19 protein-coding genes are annotated in these 16,360 nt (G+C 37.2%); 11 read left to right on the forward strand and 8 right to left on the reverse strand.

All coding sequences use genetic code 11. The features are described 5' to 3' along the window. Window positions 1–10: 10 nt before the first annotated feature. The 5 genes from AsFPU1_RS17300 to AsFPU1_RS17320 are packed head-to-tail and all read left to right on the forward strand — an operon-like array spanning window position 11 to window position 2,859. Complete coding sequence (locus tag AsFPU1_RS17300) at window positions 11–820, forward strand: prepilin peptidase (RefSeq protein ID WP_124971543.1); 810 nt, start codon at window positions 11–13, stop codon at window positions 818–820. A gap of 46 nt (window positions 821–866) precedes the next feature. Further along, window positions 867–1,112: a hypothetical protein gene (locus AsFPU1_RS17305; RefSeq protein ID WP_124971546.1), complete on the forward strand. Its 246-nt coding sequence runs from the start codon at window positions 867–869 to the stop codon at window positions 1,110–1,112. 27 nt (window positions 1,113–1,139) lie between these two features. Beyond that, window positions 1,140–2,093 (forward strand): acetyl-CoA carboxylase, carboxyltransferase subunit beta, encoded by a 954-nt coding sequence (gene accD / locus AsFPU1_RS17310; RefSeq protein WP_124971549.1) that lies wholly within the window; start codon window positions 1,140–1,142, stop codon window positions 2,091–2,093. Between the two features lie 37 nt (window positions 2,094–2,130). Then, on the forward strand, window positions 2,131–2,343 hold the full coding sequence (gene psb35 / locus AsFPU1_RS17315) for a photosystem II assembly protein Psb35 (protein WP_124971552.1): 213 nt from the start codon (window positions 2,131–2,133) through the stop codon (window positions 2,341–2,343). A 45-nt stretch (window positions 2,344–2,388) separates the two neighbouring features. After that, on the forward strand, window positions 2,389–2,859 hold the full coding sequence (locus AsFPU1_RS17320) for a tetratricopeptide repeat protein (protein WP_124971555.1): 471 nt from the start codon (window positions 2,389–2,391) through the stop codon (window positions 2,857–2,859). A gap of 104 nt (window positions 2,860–2,963) precedes the next feature. Here the strand turns inward: AsFPU1_RS17320 and AsFPU1_RS17325 are convergent, their stop codons facing one another. Then, window positions 2,964–3,749, reverse strand: a complete 786-nt coding sequence (locus tag AsFPU1_RS17325; RefSeq protein ID WP_124971558.1) for an SDR family NAD(P)-dependent oxidoreductase — start codon at window positions 3,747–3,749, stop codon at window positions 2,964–2,966. Between the two features lie 148 nt (window positions 3,750–3,897). Between AsFPU1_RS17325 and AsFPU1_RS17330 the strand changes: the two genes are divergently transcribed. Continuing rightward, window positions 3,898–5,079: an LptF/LptG family permease gene (locus AsFPU1_RS17330; RefSeq protein ID WP_227873362.1), complete on the forward strand. Its 1,182-nt coding sequence runs from the start codon at window positions 3,898–3,900 to the stop codon at window positions 5,077–5,079. Between the two features lie 407 nt (window positions 5,080–5,486). On the opposite strand, the gene pheS is transcribed toward AsFPU1_RS17330, so the two are convergent. The 3 genes from pheS to AsFPU1_RS17345 all read right to left on the reverse strand — a co-directional run bounded on the left by pheS (window position 5,487) and on the right by AsFPU1_RS17345 (window position 7,475). Then, a complete protein-coding gene (gene pheS / locus AsFPU1_RS17335; protein WP_124971564.1) occupies window positions 5,487–6,491 on the reverse strand; it encodes a phenylalanine--tRNA ligase subunit alpha in 1,005 nt (334 codons plus the stop codon). Between the two features lie 224 nt (window positions 6,492–6,715). Beyond that, window positions 6,716–7,156 (reverse strand): DUF29 domain-containing protein, encoded by a 441-nt coding sequence (locus AsFPU1_RS17340; RefSeq protein ID WP_124971567.1) that lies wholly within the window; start codon window positions 7,154–7,156, stop codon window positions 6,716–6,718. A gap of 109 nt (window positions 7,157–7,265) precedes the next feature. Beyond that, complete coding sequence (locus AsFPU1_RS17345) at window positions 7,266–7,475, reverse strand: hypothetical protein (RefSeq protein WP_124971570.1); 210 nt, start codon at window positions 7,473–7,475, stop codon at window positions 7,266–7,268. A gap of 105 nt (window positions 7,476–7,580) precedes the next feature. Between AsFPU1_RS17345 and AsFPU1_RS17350 the strand changes: the two genes are divergently transcribed. The 3 genes from AsFPU1_RS17350 (at window position 7,581) to alr (ending at window position 10,474) form a co-directional block, all read left to right on the forward strand. Next, window positions 7,581–7,865 (forward strand): hypothetical protein, encoded by a 285-nt coding sequence (locus AsFPU1_RS17350; protein WP_124971573.1) that lies wholly within the window; start codon window positions 7,581–7,583, stop codon window positions 7,863–7,865. 17 nt (window positions 7,866–7,882) lie between these two features. Continuing rightward, complete coding sequence (locus AsFPU1_RS17355) at window positions 7,883–8,944, forward strand: M15 family metallopeptidase (RefSeq protein ID WP_124971577.1); 1,062 nt, start codon at window positions 7,883–7,885, stop codon at window positions 8,942–8,944. A 285-nt stretch (window positions 8,945–9,229) separates the two neighbouring features. Then, window positions 9,230–10,474, forward strand: a complete 1,245-nt coding sequence (gene alr, locus AsFPU1_RS17360; protein ID WP_124971580.1) for an alanine racemase — start codon at window positions 9,230–9,232, stop codon at window positions 10,472–10,474. Window positions 10,475–10,635: 161 nt separating this feature from the next. On the opposite strand, the gene AsFPU1_RS17365 is transcribed toward alr, so the two are convergent. The 3 genes from AsFPU1_RS17365 to AsFPU1_RS17375 all read right to left on the reverse strand — a co-directional run bounded on the left by AsFPU1_RS17365 (window position 10,636) and on the right by AsFPU1_RS17375 (window position 13,763). Next, the gene (locus AsFPU1_RS17365) at window positions 10,636–12,027 is read right to left on the reverse strand and encodes an aromatic ring-hydroxylating dioxygenase subunit alpha (RefSeq protein ID WP_227873363.1); all 1,392 of its coding nucleotides are present in this window, start codon (window positions 12,025–12,027) and stop codon (window positions 10,636–10,638) included. 70 nt (window positions 12,028–12,097) lie between these two features. Beyond that, window positions 12,098–13,438, reverse strand: a complete 1,341-nt coding sequence (locus AsFPU1_RS17370) for a TldD/PmbA family protein (protein ID WP_124971586.1) — start codon at window positions 13,436–13,438, stop codon at window positions 12,098–12,100. A 115-nt stretch (window positions 13,439–13,553) separates the two neighbouring features. Beyond that, window positions 13,554–13,763 (reverse strand): ssl0294 family protein, encoded by a 210-nt coding sequence (locus AsFPU1_RS17375; protein ID WP_124971589.1) that lies wholly within the window; start codon window positions 13,761–13,763, stop codon window positions 13,554–13,556. Between the two features lie 128 nt (window positions 13,764–13,891). On the opposite strand from AsFPU1_RS17375, the gene AsFPU1_RS17380 reads away from it, so the two are divergent. Both AsFPU1_RS17380 and AsFPU1_RS17385 read left to right on the forward strand, forming a co-directional pair. Next, window positions 13,892–14,413 (forward strand): DUF1499 domain-containing protein, encoded by a 522-nt coding sequence (locus tag AsFPU1_RS17380; protein WP_124971592.1) that lies wholly within the window; start codon window positions 13,892–13,894, stop codon window positions 14,411–14,413. Between the two features lie 249 nt (window positions 14,414–14,662). Beyond that, window positions 14,663–15,796, forward strand: coding sequence for a class I SAM-dependent methyltransferase (locus tag AsFPU1_RS17385; protein ID WP_124971595.1), 1,134 nt, complete (start codon window positions 14,663–14,665; stop codon window positions 15,794–15,796). 366 nt (window positions 15,797–16,162) lie between these two features. On the opposite strand, the gene AsFPU1_RS17390 is transcribed toward AsFPU1_RS17385, so the two are convergent. Continuing rightward, window positions 16,163–16,345, reverse strand: a complete 183-nt coding sequence (locus tag AsFPU1_RS17390) for a hypothetical protein (protein WP_501162113.1) — start codon at window positions 16,343–16,345, stop codon at window positions 16,163–16,165. Window positions 16,346–16,360: the final 15 nt, after the last annotated feature.

Consider the following 16,360-nt stretch of genomic DNA (forward strand, 5'->3'; position numbering starts at 1 on the left):
ATGATTTAACATGGACTTACTGCTAGGGGTTGTTACCCTTCCTTTTGTCTTCGTATTCGGCGCATCTATTGGTAGCTTTCTCAATGTAGTTATCTACCGTCTACCTGCTGAACTTTCCCTACTTTATCCCCCCTCACGCTGTCCTAAATGTCATCATCGACTGGGAAAAACTGAGAATATGCCCGTTTTGGGGTGGTTGTGGTTAAAAGGCCGTTGTCGTTGGTGTCGGGCCCCTATTTCGGCTCGTTATCCCCTAGTAGAAGCTGCCACAGGATTATTATTTTGTTGGGTATTTTGGCAATTTCAGTTTAGTCTGAATACGTTAGGTTATTGGCTATTTGTGAGTTGGTTGATAGCCTTATCCTTAATCGATTTTGATACGATGACCTTACCCGGAGAACTTACCAAATCTGGGTTAATCTTAGGATTAGGGTTTCAACTAGCTATGGGGTGGCAAACAGCCCAAATGTCTAATGGCCTGATGACAGGGGTTGGGGGGGCTGTCTTGGGACTTTGGTTGTTTGATCTTATTGGTATTATAGGATTAATCATCTTAGGACAAGTAGGCATGGGAGATGGAGATTCTCATTTAGCAGCTATGATTGGAGCGTGGTTAGGTTGGAAATATTTACTGGTGACTACTTTTTTGGCCTGTGGGGTGGGAGCGTTATTTGGAGGAGGAGCTAGGGCATTAGGACTCTTAAACCGCCGAGAACCTTTTCCTTTTGGCCCATTTCTCGCATTAGCCGCTATTTTGAGCGTATTTTGGGGAGAGCAAATCATATCAACTTACTTAAACATTTTCTTTCCGTTGATTTAATCTATTCTTATCTAATGAACAGGTAATAATTGATCGCCAAAGACTAATGACTCCTGATAAAATAAACTCTGTATCCTGGATTACTATTAGAACGACAAGGGCTCGTTGGGAAGCTGAGTTTATGCAGCAAATGTTAGCCTCTTATGATATATCAAGTCGTGTCATTGATATCGGTGTTGGCATTTATTGTGGCCACGGTTCTCAGGCAGCGTTACAAGTTCCTTCACCTGATCAGTGGACGGCTTTGTTATTGTTGAGTTCTCCCGAAGATGATGAACACAATGATTGTTAAAATTATTATTGATCTGGTAAATAATCTATGTCTCTTTTTGATTGGTTCGCTAACCGAGAAAAATCTGAACCCCCCATTCAACAACCTCAAGAAAGGGAATTTGCTGATGGGTTATGGACGAAATGTGAAGCTTGTAGTGCCTTAACTTATACTAAGGATCTAACTGTTAATCAATTAGTCTGTACTGAATGTGGTTATCACTTTCGGGTTGATAGTCAAGAACGCATTGCTCAATTAATTGATGGGGATACATGGAAACCCATTAATGAGCATTTACGACCTACTGATCCCCTAAAATTTTATGATCGTAAAGCCTATAGCGATCGCATTAAAGATACTCAAGAAAAAACTGGACTGATCGATGCAGTACAAACTGGAACAGGGTTAATCGACGGTTTACCTATGGCTTTAGGGGTGATGGATTTCCGCTTTATGGGTGGTAGTATGGGATCAGTGGTAGGGGAAAAACTCTGTCGTCTGATTGAACAAGCTACTGAGGAAAGGTTCCCTGTGGTGATTATCTGTGCTTCTGGAGGGGCGCGGATGCAAGAAGGTATGTTAAGTTTGATGCAGATGGCTAAGATTTCTGGGGCTTTAGAACGGCATCGAGAAGCTAAATTACTCTATATTCCGGTTTTAACTCATCCGACCACTGGAGGGGTGACGGCCAGTTTTGCTATGTTGGGGGATATTATTATTGCCGAACCTAAAGCAACGATTGGATTTGCCGGAAAACGGGTCATTGAGCAAACTTTACGGGAAAAATTACCTGAAGGTTTCCAAACGTCAGAGTATCTGCTAAAACATGGTTTTGTTGATGCTATTGTGCCTCGCACACAACTTAAAAAGACTTTAGCTCAATTAATTCGTATTCATCAACCGTTTTTCTCTGTACTTCCTCCCCTAAATATGGAACCTAAACACCACGAATCAGAGGTTATGTTAAAGCTAGATACTAATCAACAAGCTCTCAATCTTTGATAAAATAAGAAAAGTTAAATAAAGGAAGTCAAAAAAAATGAATTTATTTTTGCAGTTATTAGCAACGGCTGGGCAATTTCCCACCTATTTTGTTCTAGTTTATGTGGTGGGGTTTATCGCGACTGTTACCATTGGTTCTCTTGCTTGGTACAATTCTAAACGTCCGGCCGGATGGGAAGATGCTCAACGTCCCGATTTTGTACCCGATATGGAAACAAAGACTAAAGAATCTGAAGAAAAGAAATCTTAATTTACTTAAGTAGCATAAACTTTTAATTAGACCGAGTAAATTGCCGTGAAATCTTCAGATATTGACCAATTATTAAACAACTTACAACAAGCAGATGAATTTGCCCGACATAGGGCCACATCTCAATTGTGGCAGATTTGGTTTGAGCAAAAAGGAGAATTTGGCTTAGAATTACTCAAACGTTCTCAATTTTTCTTAGAATCTGGCGATACGCAAAAAGCGGAAGAAATGTTGACGGAAACTATTAAGAATTATCCTGATTTTGCCGAAGCTTGGAATCGACGAGCAATGCTTTATTTTACTCAGGAAAAATACCAAAATTCTAAACAAGATTGTGAACGAGTTGTACAACTAATTCCTTATCATTTTGGGGCATGGCATGGCTTAGGATTGTGTTTATTAGCATTAGGTCAATATTCAGAAGCAATTCAAGCGTTTAGACAAGCTTTAGAAATTCAACCTTATGCTTTAGTTAATCAAAAGTTAATCTTAGAATGTACAGCTTTACTGAATTAAAACAGATACAATTTTCTAATAAATAGGTGATGGGGACACGGGGATATTAAATTGATGATTCACATTAGATAATTTTTTAATGCCGTGTCCCTACAAAAAACAATTTATCCTCTAAATTGTTTTTCTATGGCACTTGCTAAAAATTCCCTCGGTACAAAACGAGATATATTAACAATAACTTGATTACTCAAACCGCCAGTCACAAGATTAGAAGTGTTACTTTCTAATGCTTTTAGAGCATCTTGAACCACTGATTTGGCCGAGACTAAATTCCCTTTATCTTTACTAGCTAAAGTTGTAGGAAATTCTGCTTCTTTGAAGAAATTAGATTCCGTTGGCCCAGGACATAAAGCTAAAATACGAACCCCTGTCTTTTGATTTTCTGCCCATAAAGCTTCACTAAAACTCAACACAAAAGCCTTAGTAGCGGCATAAGTTGATAAATAAGGTAAAGGCTGAAATCCAGCAATAGAAGCTACATTAATAATAGCCCCACTTTGGCGTTGCTGCATCGTGCCTAAAAATAAATGAGTTAACTCGACTAAAGCGACCACATTGAGTTGAATCATCTCTACCTGTCGAGACAATTTTCGCTCTGCAAATGGCCCATAATCCCCAAATCCGGCATTATTTACCAATAAATCAATCTCTAACCCCTTCTCTATAACTGTCCCATAAACTCTTTGACATCCTTGAGATTCGGTTAAATCTTGGACTATGACCTCAACTTGAATAGAAAATTTTTCTTGTAGCTGCTCGGCAAGTTGATATAGTTTATCTTGAGAACGGGCAACTAAAACTAAATTAGTCTGACGAGTTGCCAATTCTTGAGCAAACACAGTTCCAATACCAGACGACGCACCAGTAATTAACGCTGTTTTCGTTCTCATAGGACTGAATTTTTTAGGAGTTATTACAAATTGTAACGCATACTAAAACTAGAACCTTTAAAATTGTCCATTAGTGGCAAGTGCAACTAATGAGTCAATTTTCCGTCAACTATGAACTAATGGTGGCCCCGTTGCGTTTCCCATGCCGATGAAAGTTCTTAAACCCCTACTTGACTGGTGGCGATCGCCTGTGAAGGAGTTTTCCTTGACCCTAATGGATCGCTATATTACCGCTCAACTGATCCCTCCATTTTTGTTTTGCGTGGGGTTGGTTTCGTCTTTGGGGGTAGCAATTGGCTATTTATCAGATTTAGCCAATAAAATAGTAGATTCTAATCTACCGTTAATACCTGCTCTTGAAATCTTGCTCTTAAAAGTACCAGAATTCACGGCCTACGCTTTGCCTATTTCGATCATGTTAACCACCCTATTAACCTATGGACGTTTGAGTGGGGATAGTGAATTAATTGCTTTACGAGGGTGTGGTTTAAGCCTTTATCGTATTATTGCGCCTGCTTTGGTACTCAGTTTATTGGTAACAGGAATTACTTTTATTTTCAATGAATTAGTAGTTCCTACAGCTAATTATCGAGCTACTAGTATCCTGGTAGAATATCTCAAAGAAGAACATCCTTTTTGGCAAAATAAAGATATTTTTTACCCTGATTATGAAGATATAAGCTTACCTAATGGACAAATAGAAAGACGTTTAAAACATCTATGGTATGCTGAGCAATTTGATGGTAAACAGATGAAAACCTTGACTTTGTTGGTCTGGTTAGGAGAAAAACTTAATAAAATTGTGGTGTCTGACTCAGCCGCTTGGAATGATCAAGAAGATACCTGGGACTTTTTTAATGGAACAGTTTATCAAATTGCTCCTGATGCTTCTTATAGAGAAACTTTTCCCTTTAAACATCGTCAATTACCTTTAGATAAAGCTCCTTTTGAATTTGCTCTACAAGGACGAAATCCTTATGAAATGAATATTGTCCAAGCTCGACAATATATGAAATTATTAAAATTGGTAGGCGATGATAAAAAATTGCTTACATTTGAAGTTAGAGTTCAACAAAAAATAGCCTTTCCTTTTATTTGTTTAGTCTTTGGTTTAGTAGGTTCTGCTTTAGGGGTTCGTCCTCAACATATCAGTCGCGCAACTGGTTTTGGTATTAGTGTAGCGATTATTTTTTCTTATTATCTTTTAGGTTTCTTAATTGGTAGCTTAGGACTAATTGGTATACTTTCTCCTTTTATGGCAGCTTGGTTGCCTAATTTTATCGGTTTTGCTATGGGAATGTGGTTATTGCATCGTTTTTCTCAATCTTAGTGCTTTAGCGATCGCCAATAGAATAATACCCCACAATTGGTATTGATAGCAATCGCGTAGTTAGGCAACAATCAGTTAGGGAACAGTTGGTTAGGGAACAATAAGCCCGCGATCGCCCTTGCCCCGAACACCTCAGAAATAAGCAACAATCGGCTCTCCCGTACCTGTGGTGATAAGTAAAGCTTATAATTTGTAGGGTGGGTTAGACGCGGCTATGATTTTGATGAAAAACCCATAACTTTTAAGGCGCGTCGTAACCCACCATATAAAGTATTGTAGCTGATTATACATTTTATACCAAGATGTCGAGAGAGCCTATGAAATCAGGGGCTAATAGAGATGAATATTGAATCAACCAAAGCATCCGTAGAGTCAATTCATGAATTGACCCTACAAAAATAGTCAATTTAAAACTGACGTAGAAAGCGCAGATCACTATTATAAAGACGGCGAATATCATCAATTTGATGTAACACCATAGCAAACCTTTCGACCCCTAAACCAGCCGCAAACCCAGTATAAATTTCTGGATCATAACCAACAGCTTTAAGGACATTGGGATCAACCATGCCACATCCCATTACTTCTAACCATTTTCCTTTCCATTGTACGTCTACTTCTGCCGAAGGTTCAGTAAAAGGAAAATAACTAGCCCGAAATTTAATAGGTAAATCAGCCCCAAACATTTGTCGTAAAAATTCTTTAATTGTTCCTTTAAGATCAGTAAAAGTTAGCCCTTTATCTACTGCCAAAATTTCCACCTGATGAAAGACGGCTGAATGGGTAGCATCTACTGTATCTCGGCGATAAACTCGTCCTGGGGCTACAATACGAATAGGAGGTTCATGATTCTCCATGTAACGAATTTGTACAGGAGAGGTATGAGTTCGCATTAGTCGGCCATCTGCCAAAAAGAACGTATCCTGCATATCTCGTGCGGGATGATCTGTCGGAATATTTAAAGCCTCAAAATTATAATAATCTGTCTCTACATGAGGCCCCGTCGCCACCGTATATCCTAACCCGACAAAGATGTCTAACACTCGATCAACAGTGCTATTAAGAGGATGAAGACGACCTAAAGGACGATTCACTCCAGGCATAGTAACATCTAGACTTTCGGCTTGGAGTTGGGCTTGTAGTTGGGCTTTTTGTAAGGTTTCCCGTTGTTGATCAAGATGGGTTTGTAAGGCTTCTTTCACCTCATTGGCCAAAGAACCAATACGGGGTCTATCTTCCGGGCTTAATTTGCCCATTGCCCCTAAAATTCGGGAGAGTTGCCCTTTTTTGCCTAGATAGTTGATGCGAAGTTGTTCCACTTCTTCTAGAGTGGTAATAGCCGCGATCGCAACTTGGGCTTCTTGTTGTAAGGTTTGCAGTTCACTTTCTAGGGTATGGGAAATAGTAGCCATAAGTCTGGAATTAGGATAAAAGGGTTGAGCAAAATAAGTTTGAGGTTCTTTTCTTATTGTAATCTTGATATCATTTTGCGTCTATCTAGGCTAAAATCTCAAATAATCGTCTTACTTTTGTTAAATTTTTAAGCTCTCCCGACATCTTGGTATAAAGTTAGCTTGCCCTGCGAGAAGCCCCGCACCGTATCGCTTCTGTCTGTGTCGGGAGGATGTCACTGGTATTAAGTAAGATTATCATCAGGCAACCAATCGTCAATTACCTGTTCAATAACATAAGGACACAACTCAGGAAAAATGCCGATTTCCAAACGAGTTTGTCGGACTGCCTCTCGACGCGCTCTGATATATTCCTTTTCCAGAATTTGTTGGGGATAACTCTGCAAACTAGGACTATCCTCAAGCTTACGGCGAATTTGGGAACGTCCATCATTAATAGAGTCTAGCCAACTATCAGAACGACGTTGAGGCTGATATTGCCATTTAAGCAGATGTACCATGATTCGTTCCATTTGAGAGGCGATCGCGCTTCGTTCACTTTTCCCCAAATCTTCAACTTCCTCGATGAGATGTGTCCAATCGATGGCATCCCAACGACGTTCTCGTAATAGTTGAGCCGTATCTTTTGCCCAGATCGTTAAATCCTTATCATAATTAGTCATCATCAATTGTAACGATTTTGTTAGTTTTATTTTATGGATATTTTAGACTAAGTGTGATAATTTCATTAATCAGTTTCCTGCCAACCTTCAATCATTGCCATGAGAATATTGATCAGAGATAAGTAGGTATACTCTTATCTAAGTTATAAACATACCAAAAGTTAGTTTGAGTATTAAAACTGAACTTTAGCTGTTGATTGCCAATAGCTTGATCTGACATAGGAGTTATAAAATTTCCGCCACTGATCATGATATGTTCTTGGTTAGGTTTAAGCGTCCAACTTTTTCCATCATTTTCCAAAAACAGTTTCAGTGTATACATAAAAATTCAGCCCTTATTTCACTAAATTTTGTGAATGAATAATGACAATAGCAAAAGGAATAAACTATAATAGTATTAAAGTCGTTAGCTCTGAATAGCTAGGTTATGAAATGCCTTCTCGAATCCGAAGCAATCTTACAAGAACGCTACCTGATTACAGAAATTCTGGAAATAACAGAACGCTATAGAATTTATCTTGCCGAAGACCAGCAAGGGGGAAAAGAGAACTGCCTCTTGCGAGAGTTCGTAGCAGGGAACGTCAATGAAGTGGTTAGGGTACGGGAAAAATTCTTCCCCATTCTACACCAGCTTAAAACTCTTAGTCACCCTCAGCTAGAGAAATTTAAAGATTTCTTTACACAAGGAGAAAATTTATACCTCTTCCTATAGGGATAATTCTGGGAATTATGGGTATTTTGTCCGTTTTGACAGTCGGAGGCGTAATTTCTGCACAGTTATGGCAACAACAAGAGCGGCAGAAAGAAGAAAGTCGCTTTCTTGCTGAGCAACAGAAGCAACTCCAAAAGATACAGGAAGAAAATGCCAGACTAGCCAAAGAATTAACCAAAAAACAAGAACAAAATCAGTTTAATATTCCTATTCCACCTCAACCCCCATCCCCCCCAAACCCTCCATCAAGTAGCACTAATGCAACGATTGTAGGAAAACCAGGAGTTAAAAATATTCGCCGAGGTCCCGGACTCGAACATGGTGTTAGACATATTGCCTATCGAGTCTGGCTATTCTATCGTTCAAATCCTCCTGTACCTGCCACCGGAACGACATATACTCCTTTTCCGTCTCCACCTCAGACTATAGCATCATCCCCCATTGTTTCTAATCCTCCTTTGACTTCTCCAAATTCTTCTCTTCAAACTGCGAGGACTCCCCCTAAACTACTTTCGGTTCACGCTTCCCCAATTCCGAAACCTCCTCAATTGACTCAGACTGATGGGACTCCTATTCATTTTCTCTATGCAGAAAATTCCCAAAATTTAGTAGAAATAGGGACTTATTATGATCGAAAAGAATCCCTTAATCAAGAAGCAGCAGAGGCATTTAAACAGATAAAATTAGCGGCTCAAAAAGAGGGCGTTGCAATTATTCCCATTTCAGGATTTCGCTCAGTTGCTGACCAAAAGAAACTGTTTGAGCGACAAATTCAACGTCGGGGCAGTAAGCAAGCAGCCAGTCGTTTAAGTGCGCCTCCCGGCTTTAGTGAACACCATACAGGCTACACTCTAGATGTTGCCGATGGCAAAAGCCCTGATACTGTCCTAAAATTTGCTTTTGACTCGACTGCAGCCTATCACTGGCTAAAAGATCATGCTATTGAGTACGGGTTTGAACTTTCTTTCCCTAAAAATAATCCTCAAGGTGTGAGTTATGAACCTTGGCATTGGCGTTTTGTTGGTTCACCTACAGCAAAAGAAATTTTTCGAGAAGCAAGGACAATGGTAAATCATTAAAGTATTGACTTCATTTTACTTTAAGTAAAAATAAATTAACCTTGGCATCTTTTGTTGTTTAAATGCGTCTGGTGAACTACCCCAACTAATTGCAAGCAATATAGTTGGGGCTTCTAACTTCATCCTTTTTTTGTTAACCGAGCAGTATTGAGCGGTGCAGCCGCACTCGCGGAGCGAGACCGCAAAATCTTTTGGAATTTATAGGTGGGGACTTCTCCCGACATTTCTGTTAAAATCAACACCATCAGTTACATTATTGGGTGAGTGTGTTGGGAGTGAACCAGAATGTTAAGTCAAGAATCTACCTCAAACCGTATTACTCGAAGTCGTTACGATTATCATCTTTCTGAAGTTATTCGTCAACGTGCTTGGGTAGAGATTGATTTAGGGGCTTTAACCCACAATATTAAGCAAATTAAAGGGTTATTATCTCCTAAAACGGGTTTAATGGCTGTGGTAAAAGCGGACGCTTATGGCCATGGTGCTATTAAAGTAGCACAAACTGCTCTCAAAGCGGGGGCCAGTTGGTTGGCGATCGCTACTTTAGGAGAAGGAATTGAATTACGAGAGGCCGGAATTACAGCCCCCATCTTAATTTTAGGGGCTATTAATACACCTCAAGAAATTGAAGCTATTGTCCATTGGCAGTTACAACCCACTTTATGTAATCCTCAACAAGCGTTAATTTTCTCGGAAACCCTTTCGGAATTAGGGGAAAATTTATCAGTTCATCTGAAATTAGATACGGGAATGTCTCGGTTAGGAACTCCTTGGGAACAAGCGACAGAATTTGTTAAATTAGTTCAACAATTACCCCATCTTAATATTGCTAGTATTTATTCTCATTTTGCCACTGCTGATGATCCTGATCCCACTATTATGAGATTACAACATCAGCGTTTTGAAACCGCGATCGCTAACTTAAAAACTCAAGGAATTCAACCTCCTTATCTCCATTTAGCTAATTCAGCAGCAACTTTAACTGATCCTAGTTTACATTATGATTTAGTTCGAGTAGGATTAGCTATTTATGGACTCTATCCTTCTCCTCATTTACGTTCTGAAGTTTCTTTAAAATCAGTCTTACAAGTCAAAACAAAAATTACTCAAATTAAAACTATTCCTCCGGGAACAGGTGTTAGTTATGGACATAAATTTATTAGCGATAATTTGATGAAAATTGCTGTAGTTGGTATCGGTTATGCGGATGGAGTACCCCGTAATTTATCTAACCGAATGGAAGTATTAATTAGGGGGCAACGGGTTCGTCAAATTGGGGCCATTACAATGGATCAATTGATGTTAGATGTGACTAATATTCGTCATTTACAAGTGGGAGAAGTTGTTACTATTATTGGTAAAGATGGAACGGAAGAAATTACGGCTGATGACTGGGCTAATAATTTAGGAACCATTTCTTGGGAAATTCTTTGTGGATTTAAACATCGACTTCCTAGAGTAAGTGTTCATTCTTTTAAGCCTAATTATAACAGTTCTCATTTAGATCCAATATTAACAATTGATAATTAATACTTATAGACTTTAACTCTAAAGAGTTAAGCTATACAAACAAAGATTGCCTACGCAACCGAATAATTGCTGTCGGCGAAGGCGGACTTCGTTTTTATAGAATAAGGCTTTAGCCTTTCATTAATTATTAGTTTAACAGAGTAAGTCAAGTAGAAGCGAAATTATTTTTTTATGTCAGTATAAAGATTAACAATGGGTAATCCTTTTTTGGGCAAACTACTCATAAAAAGATATCTTATGTCATCGATTTTATTAGATAATAAGATGATAATAATTGCTAAAATGGTTGAGACTATTCCCCATTTAATTGAAATAGGTATCAAAATAACAATAAGGGTTATTACCACTAAAATCATAGTTAAGATTTGACCATATTTTTGTAATTTATCTAGAAAGATAACTGCACTCCGACAACTCGGACAATATTGAGTGTGTCGATACCATCTATCATATAATTGTTCATCGGTCAATTCTTGATACTTGTTATTATTATGATTTTCAGAAAAAGGGCCATTATTAGCAAATTCATCTAGCCATTTTCTAAAGGTAATAATCCCAAGATCAGCCGGAGAAGGCAAAAAATAAGCTTTATTCCAAGATTGATCTAAAGTTGACTGAATAACTTCTTGAGAGTGCATGATCGATAAATTTTGATCGCTTAATTTATAGTTAAATAAATGACTAAAACCTGTCCGTAAATTTTTGGGTAAACTGTTTAATAAAATATTATTTGAACTAAAATTCTGATTAGAAATTACTTTACCAATATAGCGACAATATCCAGGTTTTGTGGGAATAAAGTATAATTGAAATAAAAATTTTGCCCCATTAGTATACTCATATATAGTCGTATTACAACAAGGAGGCGTAAATTGCCGCATTGCATCCATATCTTGATTAACGCTATTATAACCTGTATGCTTTAGGGTAAATCCAGTTTCTGCGGATATTTCTCCAACTGTTTCAAAACGACTGATGGGGACTGTTTTCTCAGGAGAAAAACCAGCAATTCCTTCATGTAAAAATTGAGCATGAGACGGATCAAAACTACTTTCTAATGAGACAGTATAACCTACAGGAACTTCCGACATATACCAGTCTGTTGAATTACTATCTAGTCCACATTCAGGAATGGTTGCAGGTTGTTTATTATTAGAGTCTTCAAACGGAGTGATACTATTATCTGGCCACACCCAAAGAAGTCCCTGATTAATTTGAGTGGGATAAATTTTTACCTGAGATCTTAAACTATTACAAGCAGTTTCTAAAGCCTCATTTCCGACTAACATAGGAATAGTTGTACATTGTCCCTCCCCGTTAAAACACCATCCATGATGTCTACACATTAGGGTTCCATCTTCTTTAATAGTTCCCTTAGATAATTGTGCTAATTTATGAGGACATTGATCATCCATAACACTCCATTTATCATTTTTATCTCGCCAAATTACTAACTTTTTATCCAGAATAGTTATGGAAGTAGGAACGGAAGGATCAATATAACTTAAAGGAAAAATAGGATACCAATTTTTTGTCCAAGAAAACTCAGTCATAATCTCAATAATCTCATTAATAATTGAACTATATCTCCCCTAATTATAGGGGAGTTTATCTCATGTTAATCTATTCTCCTGTTACGGATAATTCATTAACCCAAACTCTCGGACAAACACCTCTAGGAGTAACTTCTGCTTCAGTTTCGACACAAATAATTGATTTTAATAACTCTAAATAATCTCCTGCAACCGTTGCCGCATCAATACTAATTAATTCTCCCTTATTAACTAACCAACCATCAAAGGGAAGGGAAAATGAGCCTTGTAACGCATTAACCCCTGCATGAAGTGCCTGTAAACGATCAATTAAGATAACATTTTCAGATTCATCTAAACTATATTGAGGCGCATTTTCTTCAGATGTAAAAACATGATAAAAATGAGAACCTACAGTTACCTTAGACCCAATATTTGCGTGTCCAGTAGGCTTAGAATTCATCCGTTTAGCGGTTCCTGTACTGTGTAATAACCCTGTAAGAATCCCATTTTTAATAATATCTACCGGACGAGTTGGGGTTCCTTCTCCATCAAAAGTTTCTGCTCCGATATTATCAGGATGGAGAGCATTATCGCAAAGACAAAGTAAAGGAGAAGCAATTTCTGTTCCCAAAGACTCAGGAGTTGAAAGACTTTGTTTATCTAAAATATTTTGAGCATTAAATAGATTAGAAAACGCGCTAATGAGACTTAAAAATGCAGTTGGTGAGAAAACAACTCTATATTTTCCAGAAGGAATAGACTGATAATTAATATGACTAATTGTCTTTTCTGTCACTTCTTTTAAACAGCCATCAATATCCAAATCTGATAAACCATGACTAATTTTCATCGCACTTGCACCACGAGGTTTTTTGCCTTCTTGTTCAGTGCGACTATACAAATAAATAGAAGCATAGGAACGAGTTTCTTGTCGTAAAGCTCCATCACTATTAAGATAAAAACGGGCAATATCTTCTTGAGATAACCCATTATAAGGAACTCCCATAATAGCGGGATGAGCTTCTAATAATGTTTTTTCAGCCTTAATTAAAGTCTCCATTAAAACAGGAACTGGGGCCGGTTCAACTACTTCATCAGAGACATTAGGAAGGGGTTCTTTCGCTTCAGGACTAAACTCAGGAGGGTTATCTTTATTACCCAATAAACTAGCTTCCTGGGCTGTTTTTAAAGCTAATTGAAGACCTTGAATATCTAAATCAGTTGTAGTTGTTACTCCTACCATTTCTTGCTCATTCCATACTCGAACAATTACACTAGAACGATTAGAAGCTTGAACTTGTTTTGGTTCACCGTTATCAACTTCAACGCTAGTTTCATCAACAGATGATCCATAAATATCATATTTAGTAATGCCAAGTTCACGGGCAATAGATTGAGCAGAATTAGAAATTTCTTGGGTGTTAAGCATATTTTTAAAGTTAATCTTTTCCCTATTATAGCAGAATAAAGATTAAGCTCAGGCTTTGATTCAGCATGATTTGTAGGGTCAATTCATAAATTGACCCTACAATAACCATCAATTTTTAGTCAATAGAGATGGTTTGGGGGCCACTGCCGTTATCATGAGTACTATCCGTATAAGTAAATGTGGTAACTCCCTGTTTCTCTAACCAACTTTTTAAGGGGTCTTCTGAAAGTTTGAGTCTGAGTGCACCAGAAACAATACCTCCCATAAAAGCTAGAGGTTGTTGCAGTAATTCTTGAACAATTGGCTGAAATTCGTCTAGAAACATGAAAAAAACTCCTAATTACACTAAAAATTTAAGGGAATAAGTCGGGTAATATCTTTCTCTAAATTATCCCCTCTTTAAATGTTAAGTTAATTAAAGTTGATCAGTTAAATTTACGTAACAATTAGGCTATGTCTGTAACTAAGGATTCATCAAAACCCATTAAACCCAGATTCCTGACGATAATTATTTTATTAGGGGTTGTCTTGCTTTGGTTGGGAGTTAGGGTTATTTTTCCTGATAGTCCTACCCTTTTTGTGGGGACACCCCCCAATAATTTGGGCATAATTGAGGGAAAATTGGCAGTTTGTCCCACTACTCCTAATTGTGTTAGTTCTCAAAGTCAAGAGGCAGAACATTCTATTGCACCTTTCTCTTATCAGGGTAGCACTTCTGATGCGATCGCAACTCTTAAAAAGATTATTAATCAGCAAGAAAGAAGTAAAATTATCGCTGAAACTGATCAGTATCTTTACGCTCAATTTACCAGTAAATGGATGGGTTTTGTAGACGATGTTGAGTTTTTTTTAAATCCTGAAAAATCTATTATTGATGTACGTTCAGCTTCCCGTTTAGGTGAGTCTGATTTAGGGGTAAATCGTCAAAGAATTGAAGAAATTCGTCAAGCTTTTGTAGATTATTACTTAAATTAGATGTCAATGTAGAACAGGCAAGATGCCTGTTCTACAATTAATAAAAGGCTAAAGCCTTATCCTATAAAAACTAAGTCCACCTTCGTGGACTGCCATTATAGGTTGCGTAGGCAACCTTTGTTTGTATAGCTTAACTATGAACGAGTTAAGATCTATTATTTGTAATAATTTAGCATAAATTGTCCGGTAAAACCGACAAGGTACCTGTTCCACAATTATTAAATAAAAATTATTAATTACCTATTTTTTATGCAGTTTATTATTGACACCATTCAACAAAGTCCTGAGCAAGCGATTACTTTTGCTGAATTCATGAATTTAGCTCTCTATCATCCTGAACATGGCTATTATTCCTCTGGAAAAGTTGAAATAGGTTCTCAGGGTGACTTTTTCACTGCTTCATCTTTAGGGTCAGATTTTGCTGAATTATTAGCAGAACAATTTAGAGAAATGTGGGAAGTTATGGGATATCCTATTACGTTTACTTTAGTAGAAATAGGGGCAGGATCAGGTTATTTCGCCGCAGATATTCTTAGCTATTTACAAGAAAAATATCATGATTTTTATTCTAAAATTAACTATATTATAGTTGAAAAATCACCTGAATCAATTAAAAAACAGAGAAATTTATTAACAGAATTTTCTAATATTATTTGGCAAGATTGGTTAGATATTAATTATAATTCAATTACTGGTTGTATTTTTAGTAATGAGTTAATTGATGCTTTACCAGTTCATAAAATTATTATTAAAGAGCAACAACTTAAAGAAATTTATGTCACTGTATCTGAAGGAAAACTTCAAGAAGTGGTCAAAGATATTTCAACTCCAAGATTACTAGATTATTTTCAATTAATTAATATTAATCTGCCTTCTGATGATTATCCAGAAAATTATTATAGTGAAGTTAACTTAAATGCGTTAGATTGGTTAACTACAGTCACTAATAAATTAAATCGGGGTTATATATTAACCATTGATTATGGTTATACTGCCCAGAAATATTATCATTCTCAACGATATCAAGGAACTTTAAAATGTTATTATCAACATCGTCATCATGATAACCTTTATGTTAATATTGGAGAGCAAGATATAACTGCTCATGTTGATTTTACAGCCCTAGAAAACCAAGGTAAACTATTAGGATTAGAAACAGTTGGATTAACACAACAAGGTTTATTTTTAATGGGATTAGGATTAGGCGATCGCTTATCAGAATTATCCAATGGCCAATATAGTTTAACAGAAATTTTTCAACGTCGAGATGCTCTACATCAATTAATTGATCCAATGGGTTTAGGAAAGTTTTATGTTTTGATTCAAAGTAAAAGATTAACTGAACAACAAAAACTAAAATCTCTCAAAGGATTAAAAACATAATTTTAATAAAAATTGGTTCTACCGGACTTACTATGCTAAACTAACAATTTATAAAAGGCTAAAGCCTTATCCTATAAAAACGAAGTCCACCTTCGTGGACTGCCATTATAGGTTGCGTAGGCAACCTTTGTTTGTATAGCTTAACTATGAACGAGTTAAGGTCTATTATTTGTAATAATTTAGCATAACTTGTCCGGTAGAACCTAAAAATTTATAGGGGAGGGTTTTTGTAGGGGCGGGTTTTTTAGAGGATTTATGATGCTCACAAAAAAGTTGAATAAACCCGCCCCTCTTTGATGATGCTCACAAAAAAGTTGAATAAACCCGCCCTTTTTCCCTGATGCTAGTGTCCACAAGTAAAAATGTTTATTCCTCAGATTCTTCATATTCTTCATCTCTGAGTTTTTGTCGCTGTTGAACCGATGATTGAAAGGCACCAATCACAAATCCTACAGTTGCTCCTCCAATAATAAGAATAGGTTGACGTTGCTCCCGTTGAGCAATTTTAGCCACAGCCAAACCCATCATAGCACCGATTAGTGCTGTCATAATTCCTGAAAAAAT

Origin of the sequence: Aphanothece sacrum FPU1 (assembly GCF_003864295.1) — a bacterium.
GTDB classification, from domain to species: Bacteria; Cyanobacteriota; Cyanobacteriia; order Cyanobacteriales; family Microcystaceae; genus Aphanothece_B; species Aphanothece_B sacrum.

Coding starts and splice junctions, on each gene's coding strand:
- AsFPU1_RS17325 (WP_124971558.1), bottom strand. CDS start 3,749: ATGAGAACGAAAACAGCGTTAATTACTGGTGCGTCGTCTGGTATTGGA.
- AsFPU1_RS17390 (WP_501162113.1), bottom strand. CDS start 16,345: ATGACAGCACTAATCGGTGCTATGATGGGTTTGGCTGTGGCTAAAATT.
- AsFPU1_RS17370 (WP_124971586.1), bottom strand. CDS start 13,438: ATGCTTAACACCCAAGAAATTTCTAATTCTGCTCAATCTATTGCCCGT.
- AsFPU1_RS17305 (WP_124971546.1), top strand. CDS start 867: ATGACTCCTGATAAAATAAACTCTGTATCCTGGATTACTATTAGAACG.
- AsFPU1_RS17340 (WP_124971567.1), bottom strand. CDS start 7,156: ATGATGACTAATTATGATAAGGATTTAACGATCTGGGCAAAAGATACG.
- AsFPU1_RS17365 (WP_227873363.1), bottom strand. CDS start 12,027: ATGACTGAGTTTTCTTGGACAAAAAATTGGTATCCTATTTTTCCTTTA.
- accD (WP_124971549.1), top strand. CDS start 1,140: ATGTCTCTTTTTGATTGGTTCGCTAACCGAGAAAAATCTGAACCCCCC.
- alr (WP_124971580.1), top strand. CDS start 9,230: ATGTTAAGTCAAGAATCTACCTCAAACCGTATTACTCGAAGTCGTTAC.
- AsFPU1_RS17300 (WP_124971543.1), top strand. CDS start 11: ATGGACTTACTGCTAGGGGTTGTTACCCTTCCTTTTGTCTTCGTATTC.
- AsFPU1_RS17385 (WP_124971595.1), top strand. CDS start 14,663: ATGCAGTTTATTATTGACACCATTCAACAAAGTCCTGAGCAAGCGATT.
- pheS (WP_124971564.1), bottom strand. CDS start 6,491: ATGGCTACTATTTCCCATACCCTAGAAAGTGAACTGCAAACCTTACAA.
- AsFPU1_RS17380 (WP_124971592.1), top strand. CDS start 13,892: ATGTCTGTAACTAAGGATTCATCAAAACCCATTAAACCCAGATTCCTG.
- AsFPU1_RS17375 (WP_124971589.1), bottom strand. CDS start 13,763: ATGTTTCTAGACGAATTTCAGCCAATTGTTCAAGAATTACTGCAACAA.
- AsFPU1_RS17330 (WP_227873362.1), top strand. CDS start 3,898: ATGAAAGTTCTTAAACCCCTACTTGACTGGTGGCGATCGCCTGTGAAG.
- AsFPU1_RS17355 (WP_124971577.1), top strand. CDS start 7,883: ATGGGTATTTTGTCCGTTTTGACAGTCGGAGGCGTAATTTCTGCACAG.
- psb35 (WP_124971552.1), top strand. CDS start 2,131: ATGAATTTATTTTTGCAGTTATTAGCAACGGCTGGGCAATTTCCCACC.
- AsFPU1_RS17345 (WP_124971570.1), bottom strand. CDS start 7,475: ATGTATACACTGAAACTGTTTTTGGAAAATGATGGAAAAAGTTGGACG.
- AsFPU1_RS17350 (WP_124971573.1), top strand. CDS start 7,581: ATGAAATGCCTTCTCGAATCCGAAGCAATCTTACAAGAACGCTACCTG.